15 protein-coding genes are annotated in these 15,719 nt (G+C 67.1%); 6 read left to right on the forward strand and 9 right to left on the reverse strand.

Annotation, left to right across the window (positions count from 1 at the left end; genetic code table 11):
- Positions 1-12 precede the first annotated feature (12 nt).
- The 4 genes from ACIA5H_RS17980 to ACIA5H_RS17995 all read left to right on the forward strand — a co-directional run bounded on the left by ACIA5H_RS17980 (position 13) and on the right by ACIA5H_RS17995 (position 4,394).
- The gene (locus ACIA5H_RS17980; RefSeq protein ID WP_397076827.1) at positions 13-1,635 is read left to right on the forward strand and encodes a VWA domain-containing protein; all 1,623 of its coding nucleotides are present in this window, start codon (positions 13-15) and stop codon (positions 1,633-1,635) included.
- 9 nt (positions 1,636-1,644) lie between these two features.
- Positions 1,645-2,232 (forward strand): hypothetical protein, encoded by a 588-nt coding sequence (locus ACIA5H_RS17985; RefSeq protein ID WP_397076828.1) that lies wholly within the window; start codon positions 1,645-1,647, stop codon positions 2,230-2,232.
- Positions 2,229-3,362: a hypothetical protein gene (locus ACIA5H_RS17990; protein ID WP_397076829.1), complete on the forward strand. Its 1,134-nt coding sequence runs from the start codon at positions 2,229-2,231 to the stop codon at positions 3,360-3,362. Before ACIA5H_RS17985 ends, ACIA5H_RS17990 begins: the two co-directional genes overlap by 4 nt.
- Positions 3,363-3,617: 255 nt before the next feature.
- Positions 3,618-4,394, forward strand: coding sequence for a DUF1206 domain-containing protein (locus ACIA5H_RS17995; protein ID WP_379250924.1), 777 nt, complete (start codon positions 3,618-3,620; stop codon positions 4,392-4,394).
- 101 nt (positions 4,395-4,495) lie between these two features.
- Here ACIA5H_RS17995 and ACIA5H_RS18000 read toward each other — a convergent pair whose 3' ends face one another.
- From ACIA5H_RS18000 to ACIA5H_RS18010, 3 genes are all read right to left on the reverse strand, one after another.
- Complete coding sequence (locus ACIA5H_RS18000; RefSeq protein WP_397076830.1) at positions 4,496-6,238, reverse strand: FAD-dependent oxidoreductase; 1,743 nt, start codon at positions 6,236-6,238, stop codon at positions 4,496-4,498.
- Positions 6,239-6,285: 47 nt separating this feature from the next.
- Positions 6,286-7,743, reverse strand: a complete 1,458-nt coding sequence (locus ACIA5H_RS18005) for a flavin-containing monooxygenase (RefSeq protein WP_397076831.1) — start codon at positions 7,741-7,743, stop codon at positions 6,286-6,288.
- A gap of 211 nt (positions 7,744-7,954) precedes the next feature.
- Entirely contained in the window at positions 7,955-8,311 is a 357-nt protein-coding gene (locus tag ACIA5H_RS18010; protein ID WP_397076832.1) for a hypothetical protein, read from the reverse strand.
- Between the two features lie 299 nt (positions 8,312-8,610).
- Here ACIA5H_RS18010 and ACIA5H_RS18015 point away from each other — a divergent pair, with 299 nt between their 5' ends.
- A complete protein-coding gene (locus tag ACIA5H_RS18015) occupies positions 8,611-9,000 on the forward strand; it encodes an RICIN domain-containing protein (RefSeq protein ID WP_379250916.1) in 390 nt (129 codons plus the stop codon).
- 25 nt (positions 9,001-9,025) lie between these two features.
- On the opposite strand, the gene ACIA5H_RS18020 is transcribed toward ACIA5H_RS18015, so the two are convergent.
- Both ACIA5H_RS18020 and ACIA5H_RS18025 read right to left on the reverse strand, forming a co-directional pair.
- Positions 9,026-9,886 (reverse strand): TIGR03619 family F420-dependent LLM class oxidoreductase, encoded by an 861-nt coding sequence (locus ACIA5H_RS18020; protein ID WP_397076833.1) that lies wholly within the window; start codon positions 9,884-9,886, stop codon positions 9,026-9,028.
- Between the two features lie 166 nt (positions 9,887-10,052).
- A complete protein-coding gene (locus ACIA5H_RS18025) occupies positions 10,053-10,874 on the reverse strand; it encodes an LLM class F420-dependent oxidoreductase (protein ID WP_379250912.1) in 822 nt (273 codons plus the stop codon).
- 67 nt (positions 10,875-10,941) lie between these two features.
- On the opposite strand from ACIA5H_RS18025, the gene ACIA5H_RS18030 reads away from it, so the two are divergent.
- Positions 10,942-11,346: a MerR family transcriptional regulator gene (locus ACIA5H_RS18030; protein WP_397076834.1), complete on the forward strand. Its 405-nt coding sequence runs from the start codon at positions 10,942-10,944 to the stop codon at positions 11,344-11,346.
- A gap of 268 nt (positions 11,347-11,614) precedes the next feature.
- Here the strand turns inward: ACIA5H_RS18030 and ACIA5H_RS18035 are convergent, their stop codons facing one another.
- From ACIA5H_RS18035 to ACIA5H_RS18050, 4 genes are all read right to left on the reverse strand, one after another.
- On the reverse strand, positions 11,615-12,592 hold the full coding sequence (locus ACIA5H_RS18035; protein WP_379250908.1) for an NAD-dependent epimerase/dehydratase family protein: 978 nt from the start codon (positions 12,590-12,592) through the stop codon (positions 11,615-11,617).
- A 39-nt stretch (positions 12,593-12,631) separates the two neighbouring features.
- A complete protein-coding gene (locus ACIA5H_RS18040; RefSeq protein ID WP_355070689.1) occupies positions 12,632-12,778 on the reverse strand; it encodes a hypothetical protein in 147 nt (48 codons plus the stop codon).
- 166 nt (positions 12,779-12,944) lie between these two features.
- Positions 12,945-13,967 carry a zinc-dependent alcohol dehydrogenase family protein gene (locus ACIA5H_RS18045; RefSeq protein WP_397076835.1) on the reverse strand — a complete coding sequence of 341 codons (1,023 nt, stop codon included), beginning with the start codon at positions 13,965-13,967 and terminating at the stop codon, positions 12,945-12,947.
- 322 nt (positions 13,968-14,289) lie between these two features.
- Positions 14,290-14,973 (reverse strand): hypothetical protein, encoded by a 684-nt coding sequence (locus ACIA5H_RS18050; protein WP_397076836.1) that lies wholly within the window; start codon positions 14,971-14,973, stop codon positions 14,290-14,292.
- Positions 14,974-15,719 lie beyond the last annotated feature (746 nt).

The raw sequence follows: 15,719 nt of genomic DNA on the forward strand, positions 1-15,719 counted from the left end.
GAAGGTGGCGAATTGCCGTATCGCCGCACATCAGTGCTTGCCGTAATAATTTTCACGCTCTGTGGTCTGCTCTCGGGTTGCGGGGAGGATCGCAAGTCCGGACCTGTCCGTGCGTACAACGCCGATGCGAGGGTGCTGAACATCGTGGCGGGCTCCGAGCACGACGCGGTATTCGAGCAGGTCGTGCAGCCGTGGTGCCGGGACCAGAAGCTGACCTGCACCATGACCCGCTTGGGATCGGTGGATCAAGCTCGGCTGCTGGAGTCCGGCGACGCGCCCTACGACGGATTCTGGTTCGCCAGCAGCCTTTTCCAGCAATTGGGTGACACCGCACACCGCCTGCGGCAAGTGCAACCCATGTTCAGCACGCCACTGGTATTCGCCGGTCCGCGTAGCGAGTTGGACGCGCTGGGATTCACCGGGCGGGAGGTGGGCGTCGAGGAGATATTGGCGGCGGTCGAGGCGAAGAAGACCACGACGTGGATGACGAATCCGACCCAGTCCAATTCCGGCGCGACCGTGCTGCTGGGCTTCCTCAACTACTTCGCAGGCAACGATCCCGGTGTGCCGCTGACCCGGCCGCAACTCGATTCGGAGCAGGTTCGTGCCGGGATAACGCGTCTGACACGGGCTTTCGGGAAGACGCCGCCGTCCACCGGGCTGCTCATGGACGAATGCCTGGCCACACCGCAGCAGTGCAAGACCATGTTCACCTACGAGGATCTGGTGATCGAGCGCAACCAGCAACTGGTGCGGGCGGGTAAGGAACCGCTGTACGCCATCTACCCCAAGGGCGCACTCGCGATCTCGGACGCTCCGCTGGGATTCCTGCCGCACGGCGACAATCCGGAGAAGCTCGCGAATTTCCGCGAACTACAAGACTTCTTGCTTTCGGCGGATACCCAGCAACGGCTGGTGCAGTTGGGGCGGCGGCCGATCACCAGCATCGGGCTGTCGCTGCCGGGCGCACCGCGTGCGGTCTTCGATCCGGCCTGGGGCATCCGCGCGACGATCACCGACCAGCCGATCACGTATCCGGCCGCTCCGGTCATCGACGCCGCGCTGGAGAACTACCAGACCGTCTACCGCACTCCCACCGACCTGGTCTACTGCATCGATGCCTCCGGCAGCATGGCCGACAACGGCGGCTGGGACGGGGTGCAGCGGGCCGTGGACCTGCTGTTCGATCCGGTGCAATCGAAGAAGTACCTGCTCCAGATCGGTCCGCACGACCGCACGGCGGTGCTGCTGTTCAACCACACCACGGCCCCCGCGCGATGGACCGGCGGCAATGCGGCACCGGACCTGCGGAGCCTGCGCGACGCCGTTCGCGCCCGCAAGCCGGGCGGCAACACCGGCATCTACCGCTGCCTCGACGCCGCCGCCGACCAGTTCACCGGTGCGGCCGATCCGGAACGAAAACGTCTCGTCATCCTCATGACCGACGGCGCCGACACCGAAGGCGGCCGAGGCCTCGACGACATCGCCCGCACCGGAGTCCCGGTGGTGGTCATCGGATTCGGCTCCGCGGTGCAACAGGACACGCTCCGGACGATCGCCGAGCGCACCGGCGGGTCGTATATCACCACCGATGACATGGTCGCGGCGTTGCGCCAGGCCACCGGTTACCGGTAGGAGGGGCCGGTGCCGAGTAATGCCGCCGTGATCGCGGCGCTGGTCGTGCTCGTTCCCACTTTCCTCGGTCTGTACGCCGTGCTCGGATCGCCGGTCGGCGCGGCGCTGGTCGCGGTCGGCGCGGCCGTGCTCACCGGCCTCGCCGGGCAATCGGTCGCTGCCGTCACTCGGCGCGGTCGGCTGACGCGGCGGGTATCGGAGACCAACCGCCGGGTGGCGACACTGGCCGCGCGCGTCACGGATGCCGACACACGCGTTGCCCTGCTGCGAGCCTGTGACACCATCCCACGCCTGCTCGATCGCACCGAGACCGTCGATCCGGCAAGCCTTTCCATGACCTCACGCAAGCTGCTGGACTACCTGGTCAGTGTGGAATCGGCGCTGCGGCGGTACGTCGAGATCCAGGACCACAGGTCGGCCTATGGTGATGCCGAGGCGCTGCTGATCCGCGGCCGGCGCACACTCGCCGGTTTCGAGGCTTTCGCCGCGCACAGCGCCGAACAAATCGGCGAGGCCGATCTGGCGTCCTTCTTCCGGGACCTGGCCCACCTGGAACTCATGAATCCTTCGCAGCTTCCCCCGAGTGAGGAGCGATGAACAGATCCCGCCTCCCCGTCCTCATCGCGATCGTGGTCGCCGTGATCGCCATTGCCGTTGGCGTCGTGGTGATCCGCGACTCGAACGACACTCCGGCCGCAGTCCAGCAGCTCACCTGCTCGGGCGGATCGGAGAAATCGTCGCTCATGGCCGACGGCGAAGTCCGTGCCGTCCTGCGCGACCGGTACGGACTCGAGGTGCGCTTCGAAAAACGCGGTTCCTATGACCTGGCGCAGATACCCACCGAGCAGCTGCGCAATCAGAAGATCGACTGCCTGTGGCCGTCTTCGGCGAGTGCGCGCAGCGTCTTCGAGACATCGCACGACACCGCCACCTTCCCGGACTACCGCGCCGAATCGGTGCTCGAGACGCCGGAAGTGATCTACGCGGGCGCGGCCGCGACCGACGCGCTGGTTCGCGCGGGCATCGTGGCGCGGCGCGACAACACCTACTACATCGTCGATTTCAAGCGCTTGCTGCTCGACTTCGTCTTGCCCAAGCAGAAGTGGACCGCGCTCGGCGCGCCCGACCTCGCCGGTCCCATCCGGATCGCCAGCACGGATCCGAAGTCCTCGAACTCCGGATTCACGCTGCTGCAACTGGAACTGACGGTCATCGCCTCGGGCGACGTGTTCCAGCCGCCGACGGTCAGCGAGGCCAGGTCGGGACTGCCCGCCGTGCGCGGCCTCTACGACGCGCAGGGTCTGCAGTCCGACAGTTCCGACGGCGGTTTCCGGGAATGGCTCATCCAAGGAGCGGCCTCGTTGTACGCCGGATACGAGAACCAGATCCTGCAACAGCTGGTCGGCTACCGCGACAACGGCCCCGCCACCGAGGCGCTGCTGGCGAACGCCAGGCTGCTGTATCCGGACCCGACGATCTTCAACAGCAATCCGATCCTCGCCCTCACCGCTCCCGCGCATCGGTTGATCACGGCGCTCCAGGATCCGAAGATCCAGTCGATCGCCTGGCAGCGTTACGGTTTCCGCTCCGCCACCCAGCTCGGCGCCGCGCACGCCGCCGACTTCGCGCAGATCCCGTTGGCCACCCAGCCGCGCTCCACGACGCCCCCGCGGGCCGACATCACTCAGCTCCTGCTCGCCTGCGTCCGCGACAGCCAGTGTTCGTGAGCAGGGTTTTCCGGGTCTCCTACGGTGACCGTGACCGTAGCGGTTATTCCACCCGAAGTGGGCAATACGGTCCATGGAGAGGTGAGAACCATGAGTTTGTTCCGAAATGCTGACAGATACCGATGGCGCCGCACCGGCGGAATGCGGCGCAGCCGATGGCGGACCGGGTACGGAAGCGGATGGCGCAACCGGTATGGCGACCGGTGGCGGCGGCGCGAGCGTCGGGGGACGGGCAGGTATGCGAGATCCGGCGGATTGCGTGGGGCCGCGCGCTTCGGCTTCATCGCACGCGGGATCGCCTACATCGTCATCGGCATTCTCGCCTTCATGCTGGCCGTCGGCACCGCGCAGCACGAGCCGACCGCGGGCGGTGCGCTGGCGGCGCTCGCCGGTAAGCCGCTGGGCTATCTGCTGCTGTGGATTCTGGGTTTCGGATTCGCGGCTCTGGCCGCCTGGCGGCTGGCGCAGGCCGCCGCCGCGCCCGCGACGAGTTCGAATGGGCCCCGGCTGCGCGCCTTGGGCCTCGGAATCCTCTATGCCATAGCGTCCTTCGTCGTTCTCAGGTTCGTCGTGGACGGCCGGACACCGCAGCCGAGTGACGCATTCGCACGCGATGTGACCGCCCGGATACTCGGCTGGAACGGCGGCCAAGTGGTCGTCTTGCTCCTTGGCTTGGCCATCCTGGCCGGGGGCGTCCTGATAACCCTGCGCGGGATTCGGCTGGGCTTCCTCGACGATCTGCGAATGGGCTGGATGACCCGCGCTTCGCGGGAGGCCGTGATATGGCTGGGCCGGATCGGCTATCTGGCGCGGGGCGTCATCGTCATCGGCATCGGACTCGCCGCGGTGGTGGCGGCCGCGAACTACGAACCGGCGAACGCCAAAGGGGTCGACGCCGTTCTGCATGATTTCGCCGACAGCGCCTTGGGCCCTTGGCTGCTCATCGCTGTGGCCCTCGGGCTGATGGCGTTCGGGATACTGTCGTTCCTCCAAGCGCGATACCGGCGCACCTATGGCGGCGTTCCGGTCTGAGTCCGATCACGGCCGGGCCGACCACCTGTTGTCGCGCTCGTCGGCGTCCGACGGCCCGAATGCGGGATGCGGTTCGCAGAGCCCGCCGATACGGCCGTCGGTCAGCCGCGTGTGTCCGCCGTCGGCTCGGACCGGCCGGACGGCCCCTTGATCTCGATGATCGGTAACCGGAGCGCGGCCGGAGCGTCGGCCGGGACCACGGGGTTGCGCGGCGGCACGGGGGCGATGCGCCGGTAGGGCGCGCCCGGCTCGGGACGCGGATCCGGCTCGCCCTTGTTCGGCCAGAGGGCGGTGGCGCGCTCGGCCTGCGCGGTGATCGTGAGCGAAGGGTTCACCCCGAGATTGGCCGAGATGGTCGAACCGTCGATGACATGCAGTCCCCGGTACCCGTGCATCCGGTGGTAGGGATCGACCACCCCGGCGTCCGAGGAGTCGCCGATGACGCAGCCGCCGATGAAATGCCCGGTCATCGGGATGTCGAACAGAGCGCTCCAACCGGCGCCCGGGATGCCGTCGATCTTGTCGGCGACCCGGTGGGCCACCTCGTGCCCCGCCGGAAGCCAGGTCGGATTCGGTTCGCCCACACCTTGTCTGGTGGTCATCTTGCGACCGAACAGACCGCGTTCGGTGTAGGTGGTGATGGAGTTGTCGACCGACTGCATCACCAGCAGCCCGATCATCTGCTCCGACCAGCCGCGCGGATTCTGGATGTGGAAGGCGTCGCGTCCGAGCTTGCGCATGGTTCGCGCCCACAGGCGCAGCTTCGATGTCCGCCCATCGGGGTCGATCATGGCGGTGCCGATGAGGCCGATGGCGTTGCTGCCCTTGCCGTAGCGCACCGGCTCGATGTGGGTGTCTTCGTCCGGGTGGATCGAGGAGGTGATCGCCACCCCTTTGGTGAAGTCGGAGTCCTTGCGGCGGCTGCGTATCGAGAGCAACTCCTCGGAGTTGGTGCGGGAGAGTTCGCCCAGACGCGGGGAGATGTCCGGCAGAGAACCGCGGTCGCGGAGCCGGTGCAGCAGTCTCTGGGTGCCAAGCGCGGCCGCGGCGAAGACGACCTGCTCGGCGGTGAACCTGCGGCGCGCCCTGCGGACCCAGCGTCCGGTGCGGACGGTGGAGATCTCGTAGCCGCCGCCGGGCAGCGGACGCACATCGGTCACCGTGGTGAGCGGATGGACCATCGCACCGGCCAGCTCCGCGAGGTAGAGATAGTTCTTGACCAGGGTGTTCTTGGCGTTGTGGCGGCAGCCGGTCATGCACTCGCCGCAGTGCGTGCAGGTGTTGCGGGCGGGGCCCGCGCCGCCGAAGAACGGGTCGGGCACATCCTGACCGGGCCGCGCGCCGTTGCCGCCGAACAGGACGCCGACGGGAGTGCTGCGGTAGGTCGAGCCGACGCCCATCTCCTCGGCGATCTCGGCCAGCACACGGTCCGCCGGCGTGGTCGCCGGGTTGGTCGTCACGCCCAGCATCCGCTTGGCCTGGTCGTAGTGCGGAGCGAGTTCGTCCTTCCAGTCGGTGATGTGGGCCCACTGGCGGTCGCGGTAGAACTTGTCCGGCGGTTCGTAGAGGGTGTTCGCGTACACCAGCGAGCCGCCGCCGACGCCCGCGCCCGCCATGATGAAGGTGTCCTTCAGCAGCGTCAGCCGCTGGATGCCGAAGCAACCAAGGGCCGGGGCCCACAGGTACTTCTTCGCGTCCCAGGAGGTCGTGGCGAACTCGTCGTCGGCGAAACGCCGTCCCGCCTCGAGCACGCCGACCCGGTAGCCCTTCTCGGTGAGCCGCAGCGCGGTCACACTGCCGCCGAACCCGGAACCGACGACCACCACGTCGTAGTCGAACGTCATCTGATCTCCACCACTCGTCGAAAGTTGTTGCCGCAGAGGAGGTCGCGTCAGGAGACGCGCCTCGGGTCGTAGTCCGCGAAGTCGAACTTGCGCGTATGCCACCGATAGCTGGTGACGGTGCCCGGCCAGTTGTTGGTGATTCGCCCGGCCGCGTTGCGATACCAGCTCGAGCAGAAGTTCCACGGTGTGCGGTCGAGCCGCTGTTGCAGCCTGCGATCGAACCGGGCCTCGACATCGGGGCGCACTTCGAGCACGTGGCCGGGCCGCTCGGCGAGACGCTGGACGGCCTGGCGGATATAGCGGGCCTGGGATTCGATCATGTAGACGATCGAACCGACGCCGAGGTTGGTGTTGGGGCCGTAGACGAGGAACAGGTTCGGGTAACCGGGAACCGTTATGCCTCGGTAGGCTCGGGCCCCCTGCGACCACTCGTCGGCCAGCTTGCGCCCGCCCCGGCCGGAGATCCGCATCGGCCAAAGGAATTCGGTGCCCTTGAAGCCCGTGCCGTAGACCACCGCGTCCACCTCGTGCAGCGCGCCGTCGGCGGTGCGCACGCCCTCCGGGGTGATCTCGGCGATCGCGGTGGTCTCCACCGTCACGTTGGAGCGGGTGAGCGCGGGAAGGTAGTCGTTCGAGAACAGCGCTCGCTTGCAGCCGGCCGGATAGTCGGGGGTCAGCGCGGCCCGCAGGTCCGGGTCCGCCACCTGGCGCTTCAGCTGCCGCAGGCCGATCCGCGTCACCAGCTTGCGGATGACCGGCACGTCGACGATGCCCAGCGCGAGGAACTCGCAGAACAGCCAGAACGCGAACCGCTCGGTCAGGCGGGTGATCGGCAGCAGCCGGAAGGCGCGATGATGCCAGGCTTTGTACTCGACGTCCGGTTTCGGCATGATCCACGCGGCCGAACGCTGGAACAGCGTCAACTGCGCCACCGAGGGCGCGATCGCGGGCACGAACTGGACCGCGCTCGCGCCGGTGCCGATGACCGCCACCCGCTTGCCGGTCAGGTCGGCTTCGTGATCCCACTCGGCGGAGTGGAAGGCCGTGCCGCGGAAGGTCTCCACACCGGGGATGTTCGGCAGCGCGGGCCGCGAGAGCTGCCCGACCGCGGAGATCAGCACATCGCAGGTCAGCTCGGCGCCGTCGGCGGTGCGCACGGTCCACCGTTCGGTCGCGTCGTCGAACTCGGCCTCGGTGACCTCGGCGCGGAAGCGGATCTTGGGCAGCAGATCGTGCTCGCGAGCGATCCCGCGCAGGTAGGCGAGGATGTCCGGCTGCCGGGAGAACCGCTTCGGCCAGTCGGTGCGCGGCGCGTATGAGTAGGAATACAGCGGGGAGGGGATGTCGCAGCCCGCGCCCGGATAGGTGTTCTCCCGCCAGACACCGCCGACGTCCTCGGCCCGCTCCAGGATCTGGAAATCGTGCAGGCCCGCACGCTGGAGTTCCATCGCCATGCCGAGCCCCCCGAAACCGGTGCCGATGATGACGATCGAAGGTGTGCTCATGACGACAACGCTATGACCTGGACAAAGACCGATGCCAAACACCTGAGGTCAGAAAATCCATACTTTCGGCCAAATCGGCGTCCGAGCGCTACCGGCGGCTCATCCGTTGGGGAGGACCACCGCGCGCCTGCTGGTCTTCCCTTCGTGCGGCTGCTGGTAGGCGAGCGACGGCCAGGACAGGTCGAGACTGCAGCGCCTTCATCGCCCCCGCCTATTGGAAGGAGCTCACGTTGTTCACCTGATTCGCCTGCGTGTACCCGCTCAGCACGTACTCGCAGCTGAAACCGCCGGAACCGTCCCAGGTGATCGGGGTCGACTCGGTGCCGACATCGGTGATCCACAGGATGTAGATCTCGTGCCCCGCCTCGTACTCGGAGCTGGTCTGTCCGGGGGCCAGAATGAACAGCGATTTGGGCTGGTCCCGTTCCTGCCGGTAGACCGAAACGTACATGTCCGTGTCGTTGTACAGCTTGTACCAGCCGGGCGAACTCTTCTGGGCGGGCGGCTGCTCGATCGGTGCGGACAAAGACACGATCTTCCGCTTGGCTCCCATGCCGGTATCGGTCATCGGTCGTCTCCCTTCAGGTCGTGCGCTCGACAGCAATCGATGGCGCGAACCTCGTTCGCCCGGTGCAGCATATGAATTCGCGGCCGTGCGTTCCCTCACCTCTTTCGGATGAATTACTCCCGCATCGAGGAGCGGAGACGGCGATCTGGATACAGCTGCGGGAATCCGCTCCGATGTGGAGCCGTTTCTGCTGTACTTGCTGTCGGCGATTCGCCTTGGACGACGACTACGAGATCAGCGCAGCGTCACGGGCGGTGTCGAGCCCGGTAGCGGTGCGCTCACACAGTGAGGACGAGACCATGGCCGAAAAGACTGCCACGACTTACCAGATCATCAACTACGAGACGGGCCAAGCACTCGCGGTCGACGGCACCGCGGACAGCGTGACCATGCGCCAGCGTGCCGCCGACGACGACGCGCAGCTGTGGACCTGTCCGGCCAATCCCGAAGAGGGCGATTTCGACATCGTCAACAAGAAAACGGGCGGCCACCTCGCGGCGATCCGTGCGAATGGGCACCTGGTGTGCAGCGAGGAGCATTACGGCTGGGACCTGCCGGATTTCCCGGAGATTTCTCCGATCGCGACCAGCGACGACGAATTCGTCATCGGGGTGATCGTGAACAATCGACCGCAACTGTTGATCAACCGGGAAAGCGACCGGGAGAAGTGGATTTTCCGGCAGGTGTGAGCGTTCGCGGATCGGCTGCCGCCTGCTACTTCGGTGCCAGACCGAACCGTTCGGCGAATTCCGACATCTTGTCGTGCTGTTCTTCGGCGCTCGCCGTGGTCAGGTTGACCACGATCCGGGTCACGCCGTGTTCCTCGAGTTGCCCGACCTGCTCGGCCGACAGATCGGCCGAGCCCCAGCGGGTGTACTCCAAGGCGGCCGGGTCACGGCCCGCTTCCGCGGCCGCCTTGCGCGCCACCTCGATCTGCAGATCGCGCTCGGCCTCCTCCAGCATTCCGCCCGCGAAGTAGCCGTTGCCGCGCAGTCCGGCGCGGCGGGCGGCAGCCCGGCTCGATCCGCCCACGTGGATCGGAAGTCCGGCCGCCTCGAGCGGCTTCGGGTAACTGCAGAGAGCGTCGAAGTCGAAGAACTCGCCGTGATAGCCGACGCCGTCGGGACCGCCCGACCACAGCAGGCGCAGCACGTCGATCGCCTCGTCGGCGCGGCGGCCGCGGGTGTGGAAGTCCACCCCCACCGCCTGCGCCTCGCCGGGCAGGGCCCCGATTCCGACGGTGAGCAGCCGCATGCGGCCCTTGGACAAGACATCGATGGTGGCCAGGCGCTTGGCGAGCACCACGGGGTGGCGATACGGCAGCAACAGGACACCGGTGCCGAGCAGCAGTCGTCGCGTGGCCGCGGCGACGAAACCCAGACAGTCGAGCGGATCGAAGTAGGGCAGTGTCGCGGGCAGTTCTCCAGCGCCGTAGGACGCGCCGGGGTACAACGCGATGTGATCCTGCACGTACAGGGCCTCGAAACCACATTCCTCGGCATGCTGGGCAAACCTGATGAGCCGATCGGGGTCGGTCCCGTTGAACGGCGTGCTGTAGCTGATCGCGAATTTCACAGACATCCCTTCGTATGCGCGTCGGCGCGAATCCAGCGAGGAGCATCTCGGATGGAGAGCGGAGCCGGTGTGATCCCGCATCGCCGTACTCGCGATCCCCGCACCACACCGGCGTCGCAACGGTAGACCTTGCCGCCGATGTCAAGGCAAGTCGAGCGTGGCGGGATCAAACCAGGTACCGGTCGGCCGCCTTCGCGATCTCGTCGAGGGCGTGCAGTGTTTCCGATTCCGGAAGGGTCGGCAGGCCGAAGAGCAACCGCTGCACTCCGGCCTCGGCATAGCCCTCGATCAGCGCGGGATCCGTCGCCACGAATGCGACCGTGACCGGCAGGTCGTGCCCGTGCAGCCGGGAAAGCTGAGCGGGGATTTCAGCGGGATCGGTCACGGCGGCGGGAATCCAGCCGACACCGTGGCGGATCGCGCGCTCGGCCGCCGCTTCCGCGCCGCCGAGGAAGATCGGCGGATGCGGCTGCTGCACGGGTTTCGGCCAGGCGTACATCGGCTCGAAATCCAGGAACCGTCCGTGGAATTCGGCGAGTTCGTCGGTCCAGATCGCCCGGATGGCGGCGAGTTGCTCGTCCAGCAGTGCGCCGCGGGTGCGTGGATCGGTGCCGTGATCGGCCATCTCCTCGCGATTCCAGCCCGTGCCGACGCCGAAGACGAAGCGTCCGCCGGAGATCAGGTCGAGCGTCGCGACCTCCTTGGCGGTGTGGATGACGTCGCGCTGGATCAGCAGGGTCACGCCGGTTCCGAGGATCAGCCGCTCGGTGACGGCCGCGACGGCGGCGAGCGCGACGAACGGATCCACCGCGCGGAAGTACGGCCGCGGCAGCTCGCCGCCGCCCGGGGCGGGGGACCTGCGGCTCGCGGGGATATGGGAGTGCTCGGCCAAGAACAACGACTCGAACCCCCGCTCCTCCAGTGCCACACCGAGTTTCGGACCGCTGATCCCTTCGTCGGTGACGAAGGTGGTGATGCCTATCTTCATGAGCCCTATGCTCGAACCATCACATCTATGTGATGGTCAACCCGGGTCGGTATGAGGTGGAACACATATGCGTATCGGAGAACTGTCCGAGCGAACCGGCACGTCTCGGCGACTGCTGCGCTACTACGAAGAGCAGGGCTTGATCGCCGCGCAGCGCTGTGGCAACGGTTATCGCACCTACGACGAGGGTCTGGTGGACCGCGTTCGCCAGATCCGGGGACTGCTCGACGCCGGCCTGCCCACCCGCATCATCAAACAGATCCTGCCCTGCCTCGACCAGCCTTGCTCCATCATGTTCGACGAGGCGACGCCGGAAATGCTCACCCTGCTCGAGGACGAACTGACCCGCATGTCCCGGCGCATCGACTGCCTCACCCGCAACCGGGAGGCCATCGCCGAATACCTCGACGCCGTGCGTACCCATACGAGTCGGCAACAGCGGCGGCGGGATCCGCATATGACCGAATCCTGAGTCGCCGAGGCGTATTCGGACCACTTATGGAGGCCGGACGTATGGCGACGGAGGCGCCCACTACGGCGCCGCATTGCTCCGCTCGACTCGTCCGCCGCAGCCCGTTCGCCGCAACCCGTCGTCCAGCAGCATCGGTGCTCGAAAGTCATGCAGCGTCAGGCGGTCGCGTAACCGCGTCGCCATCCGGGCCCGCCGTGTGGAACTGATCCACTGCGGTAGCCGGTCCTGCTACTGAGTGTCGATCCGCGGCAGGCGGATTGCGTCCGGGTCAGCGGGCGGCGGCGAGCGCCGCGAGGGTTTCGGCCGATGTGTACGCCGGTTTCCAGCCGAGATGCTGCTTCGCGCGGTTGGTGTCCATGACGACGGGGGTGCGCACGATGTGCAACCACTCGAGGGTGGCGGGCACGAAGGGGAGATAGGTGAGGGCCGTCGAGGTCGCCGTGGCGGCGAAGGCGGGGACGCGCACCGGTCTGCCGCCCAGCGCGGTCACCACGTCGGACAGGCTGAGGGTGCCGTCGCCCGCGATGTTGTACGCGCCGGGCGGGGCGTCCGCGGTGGCGGCCAGTGCGATGGCGGTGGCCACGTCGTCGTGGTGGACGAGTTGCAGTGGGTGTCCAGGGTCGGGAACGATCGGCTTGAACAGCGGATTCGCGCGGGCCAGAGCGCGCAGCGGGCCGGGAAGTTTCGCCCACGGCAGGTCGTGCAGGGCCGGTGCCTTCGGACCCGCCACGATGCACGGCCGCAGCACGAACACCTCGAGGTCGGAGCCCGCCGTGATCTCGGTGAGCGCGGACTCGCAGGCGGCCTTCTGCTGGGAGTAGTAGTGCTCGGTCGAGCCCTCGGGCGGCACGTCCTCGGTGAGGGGCGAAGGATTGTCCAGGTGGTAGCCGTAGGCGGCGACCGAGGAGGTGTAGACGAGGCGGCGGGCTCGTTCGGCGGCCACCGTCGCCTCGAAGACGTTGCGGGTGCCCTCGAGATTGACGCGTGCGCTGTCCTGCCGCGAGCCCATGATCACGAATGCCAGATGGATCACCACCTCGGCGTCGGCGACCAAGGCGTCCACGGCGGCCCGGTCGAGGATGTCGCCGCGCCGGTACTCGGTCTTCGTCCAGCCGTGCGCGGCGGGGTCGAAGGGGCGGCGGGCCATGCCGAGGATCCGGCCCACCGCCGGGTCGCGTTCGAGTGTGGTGACAGCGGAGATGCCGATCTCGCCGGTCGGTCCGGTGACGGCGACGGTAATACCCATGGAGCATGAATTCCCCTGCCACCATGGGCGAAACGGTGCTCAGTCGGGCGGCTCCACCGCGCCCGCCTCCTCGTTGCGGTCTTCGTCCCGCGGGGTTTCGTAGGTTTCGAGGTCCAGGTCGTCGGGGTGGGAGGTATCGGTCTGGTCGCCCAGTTCGGGTGCCTTCTTGTTTCCGGGTTCGGTCACGTCCGTGGCCTACCCACCGATGTCGTCTTCACGCGCGGTGCGGTATCGGAATCCACCCGAGAGCTTCGGGTCGCCGTACGGCCGGCACCGAGGAAGCGCATCCTCTCCGCACACCACCAGCGCGGTGGCGTCGATCCCGAGCAAGCATCGCGCGCGGCCCGAGGTGTCAGAGGGTGAGTAGGACCTTTGTGGCGCGGCGCTGGTCCATCGCGCGGTAGCCTTCGGCGGCTTCGTCGAGGGGCAGGGTGCGGTCGAAGACCTCGCCGGGATGGATGTCGCCGCGGAGGATGAGGTCGATCAATTCGGGCAGGAAGCGGCGCACAGGCGCGGGTCCGCCGTGCAGGTGCACACCGGAGAAGAACAGTTCCATGCCGTCGAGCGCGACATCGTGGCTCACCCCGACATAACCGACGTGTCCGCCGGGGCGCGTCGACCGGATGGCCTGTTCCATCGATTCCTGGGTCCCGACGGCTTCGACGACCGAGTGCGCGCCCAGGCCGCCGGTGAGTTCCTTGATCCGGGCCACACCGGCGTCGCCGCGTTCGGCGACGATATCGGTGGCGCCGAACTTGCGGGCCAAAGCCTGGCGGTCGGCGTGGCGGCTCATGACGACGACGCGGTCCGCGCCCAGCTGCCCGGCGGCCAGCACGGCCAGCAACCCGACCGCGCCGTCCCCGACGACCGCGACGGTCTTGCCGGGACCCGCCTCGGCGGCCACGGCGGCGAACCACCCGGTGCCGAGCACGTCGGACGCCGCGAGCAGGTGCGGGATCTGCTCGGGCGTGGGGGTGGCGGGGACCACGACGAGGGTGCCGTCGGCCAGCGGGATCCGGGCTTGCTCGGCCTGGGTGCCGATCATGCCGATCGGTACGTTGCGCACGCAGCGGCTCTGATAGCCGGCGCGGCAGATCTCGCAGGTGTTGTCGGAAGCGAAGAAGGAACCGACGACGAAGTCGCCGACTTTCAGGGCGCTCACTTCCGGCCCGATCTCCGTGACCACGCCGATGTATTCGTGGCCCATCGGGGTGGGTCCCCTCAGCTTCTCGATGCCGCGGTAGGGCCACAGGTCCGACCCGCAGATACAGGTCGCGGCGATGCGGATGACCGCGTCGGTGGGCTCCACGATCCTCGGGTCCTCCCGCTGCTCGACGCGCACGTCACCGGGGGCGTGCATGACGACTCCGCGCATGATTCGGTCCTCCTTCACAAACGATGTCCGTTGTCGATCGGCTCGGCGCCGGGATACCGCTGACGGCTCGGCTCACACCTCGGCGACCAGATGCCGTTGTCGAAGTGGCAATGCCCGGTCGGCCCGCGGGTCGAGCCACCTGCCCCGGCGTGCTCGGGCCTCCTGACCGTTCGGGGCCCACTGCCGGTGTCACGATCTCGTCCGGCCGGTCCGTCGATGTCCGCCCATCGTCGCGGTCGTGCGCATGCGCCGGCGGGAGCCGAAGATAGGCCCCAGCCTGATCGGCGCGATTATCGCCGGATCACCGGCGCGATCCGCATACTCAGCGCTCGCAGATGATTTCGCCGACCGCTGTTCGGGTGCGTGCGTAAGTGACGACTTCGTCCGCGTAGGCCGAGGCGTCCGGTCCCGTGGTGCACTGTTGGAAGCGGCGTATGGCCTCATCGAGGCGCGGTCCTGGTCCGCGGTCGGCGAGGAGGACGATGATCGCCTCCCAGGTCCGGATGCCCGGATCGGGTTGGGACGACAACTCGTCGAGGTAGTGATCGGCTTCCAGCAGCCGTAGCGCTCTGCGGGCATAGGCGTGCACGCGGCGGGGAAGTTGGCCGCGGATGGCGTCGATGTCGGATTGCAACGCCTGCTGGCCCGGTTCGGCTGGGTCGAGCCGCAGGATCCACGGCGTGGTCAGTTCATCGGACAGCGAGCGAGTGTCGATCAGGTCGGGGCCGGTGGCCGATTCCAGCGGTACATGGGGCAGGCCCAGTCGTGTGTTGCGCCAGTTGCAGTACTCCCACCACGGGGTGGGGGTGGCCTTCAAGGTCAGCCCGAAGCCGAGGACCTGTTGTCCGTCGGTCCATGTGCGGGTCACGCGGGTACGGCCGACGGACGCGACGCCGCGCGCCCCGACTCGTGTCCAGGTGGGCTCGACGCCATGGAACCCGTACGGCTGTAGCAGTTTTCCTGTTTCGCGCAGAAGGCGGCGCAGTGCCGTATCGGGGTTGACCATGCCCGGCAGATTAATCGCGACATCCGACACGACGGCAGCCCACCGGGACTGCCCTCGGTATGAACCGCCCTAGAGGGCGCGTGAGCCGATTGTGGTCGGTCACAGCATTTACGCATACTACCCGCTGGTAATGAGAGGCGTCACACGCCGGTGGCGGTCCAGGAGTTAGCTGGTCTCCAGATGGGTGAAACGCGTTGGCGGGCAGCGTAAAAACGTCGTTACGTGACTGCATGTTCCGGCCGCGATGCGGTAAGGGGAGTTCGCGTGTTAAATACCGATGGGTTGGTATTTATTACCGCTTGTCCAGTGGATGAATGCCACATGAACTGCACAGTTTCCAAAAGCGGGCACTTTATTGTGTCGAGCGGTGACAGGTGACGTAAATCCACTGCGCTCGCCCTGCTGTCAAATCGTCTGGGACAGTGCGTTTCCCGGCCTGGTTCCCGTGGTGCGTGGCTTTGTTTCCGGAAACATAGTCGAGGAAGTTGTCTGAAAAATTGCCTTCCGGCGAAACATGCTTTTCTGCAACGGGTTTCGGATTGCAGCCCGCATAGTGCGGGTGTACAGATTGTGAGAACGCGGGACGGTGTCGTGGCACGCCGCACGGGTAAGACGAGCGGCGAGAATCGACAGTCCCGTTCGCGGATATCGGAGGGCAAGTGAGCGCGGAATCTGCGGGTGCGAAAACCTGCGATGAACTGTGTATATCCGGTTTCGAACGGCCCGAGGGCCGTCGATCGGCACAG

This window comes from Nocardia sp. NPDC051900, assembly GCF_044452545.1.
Classification (GTDB): Bacteria; Actinomycetota; Actinomycetes; order Mycobacteriales; family Mycobacteriaceae; genus Nocardia; species Nocardia sichangensis.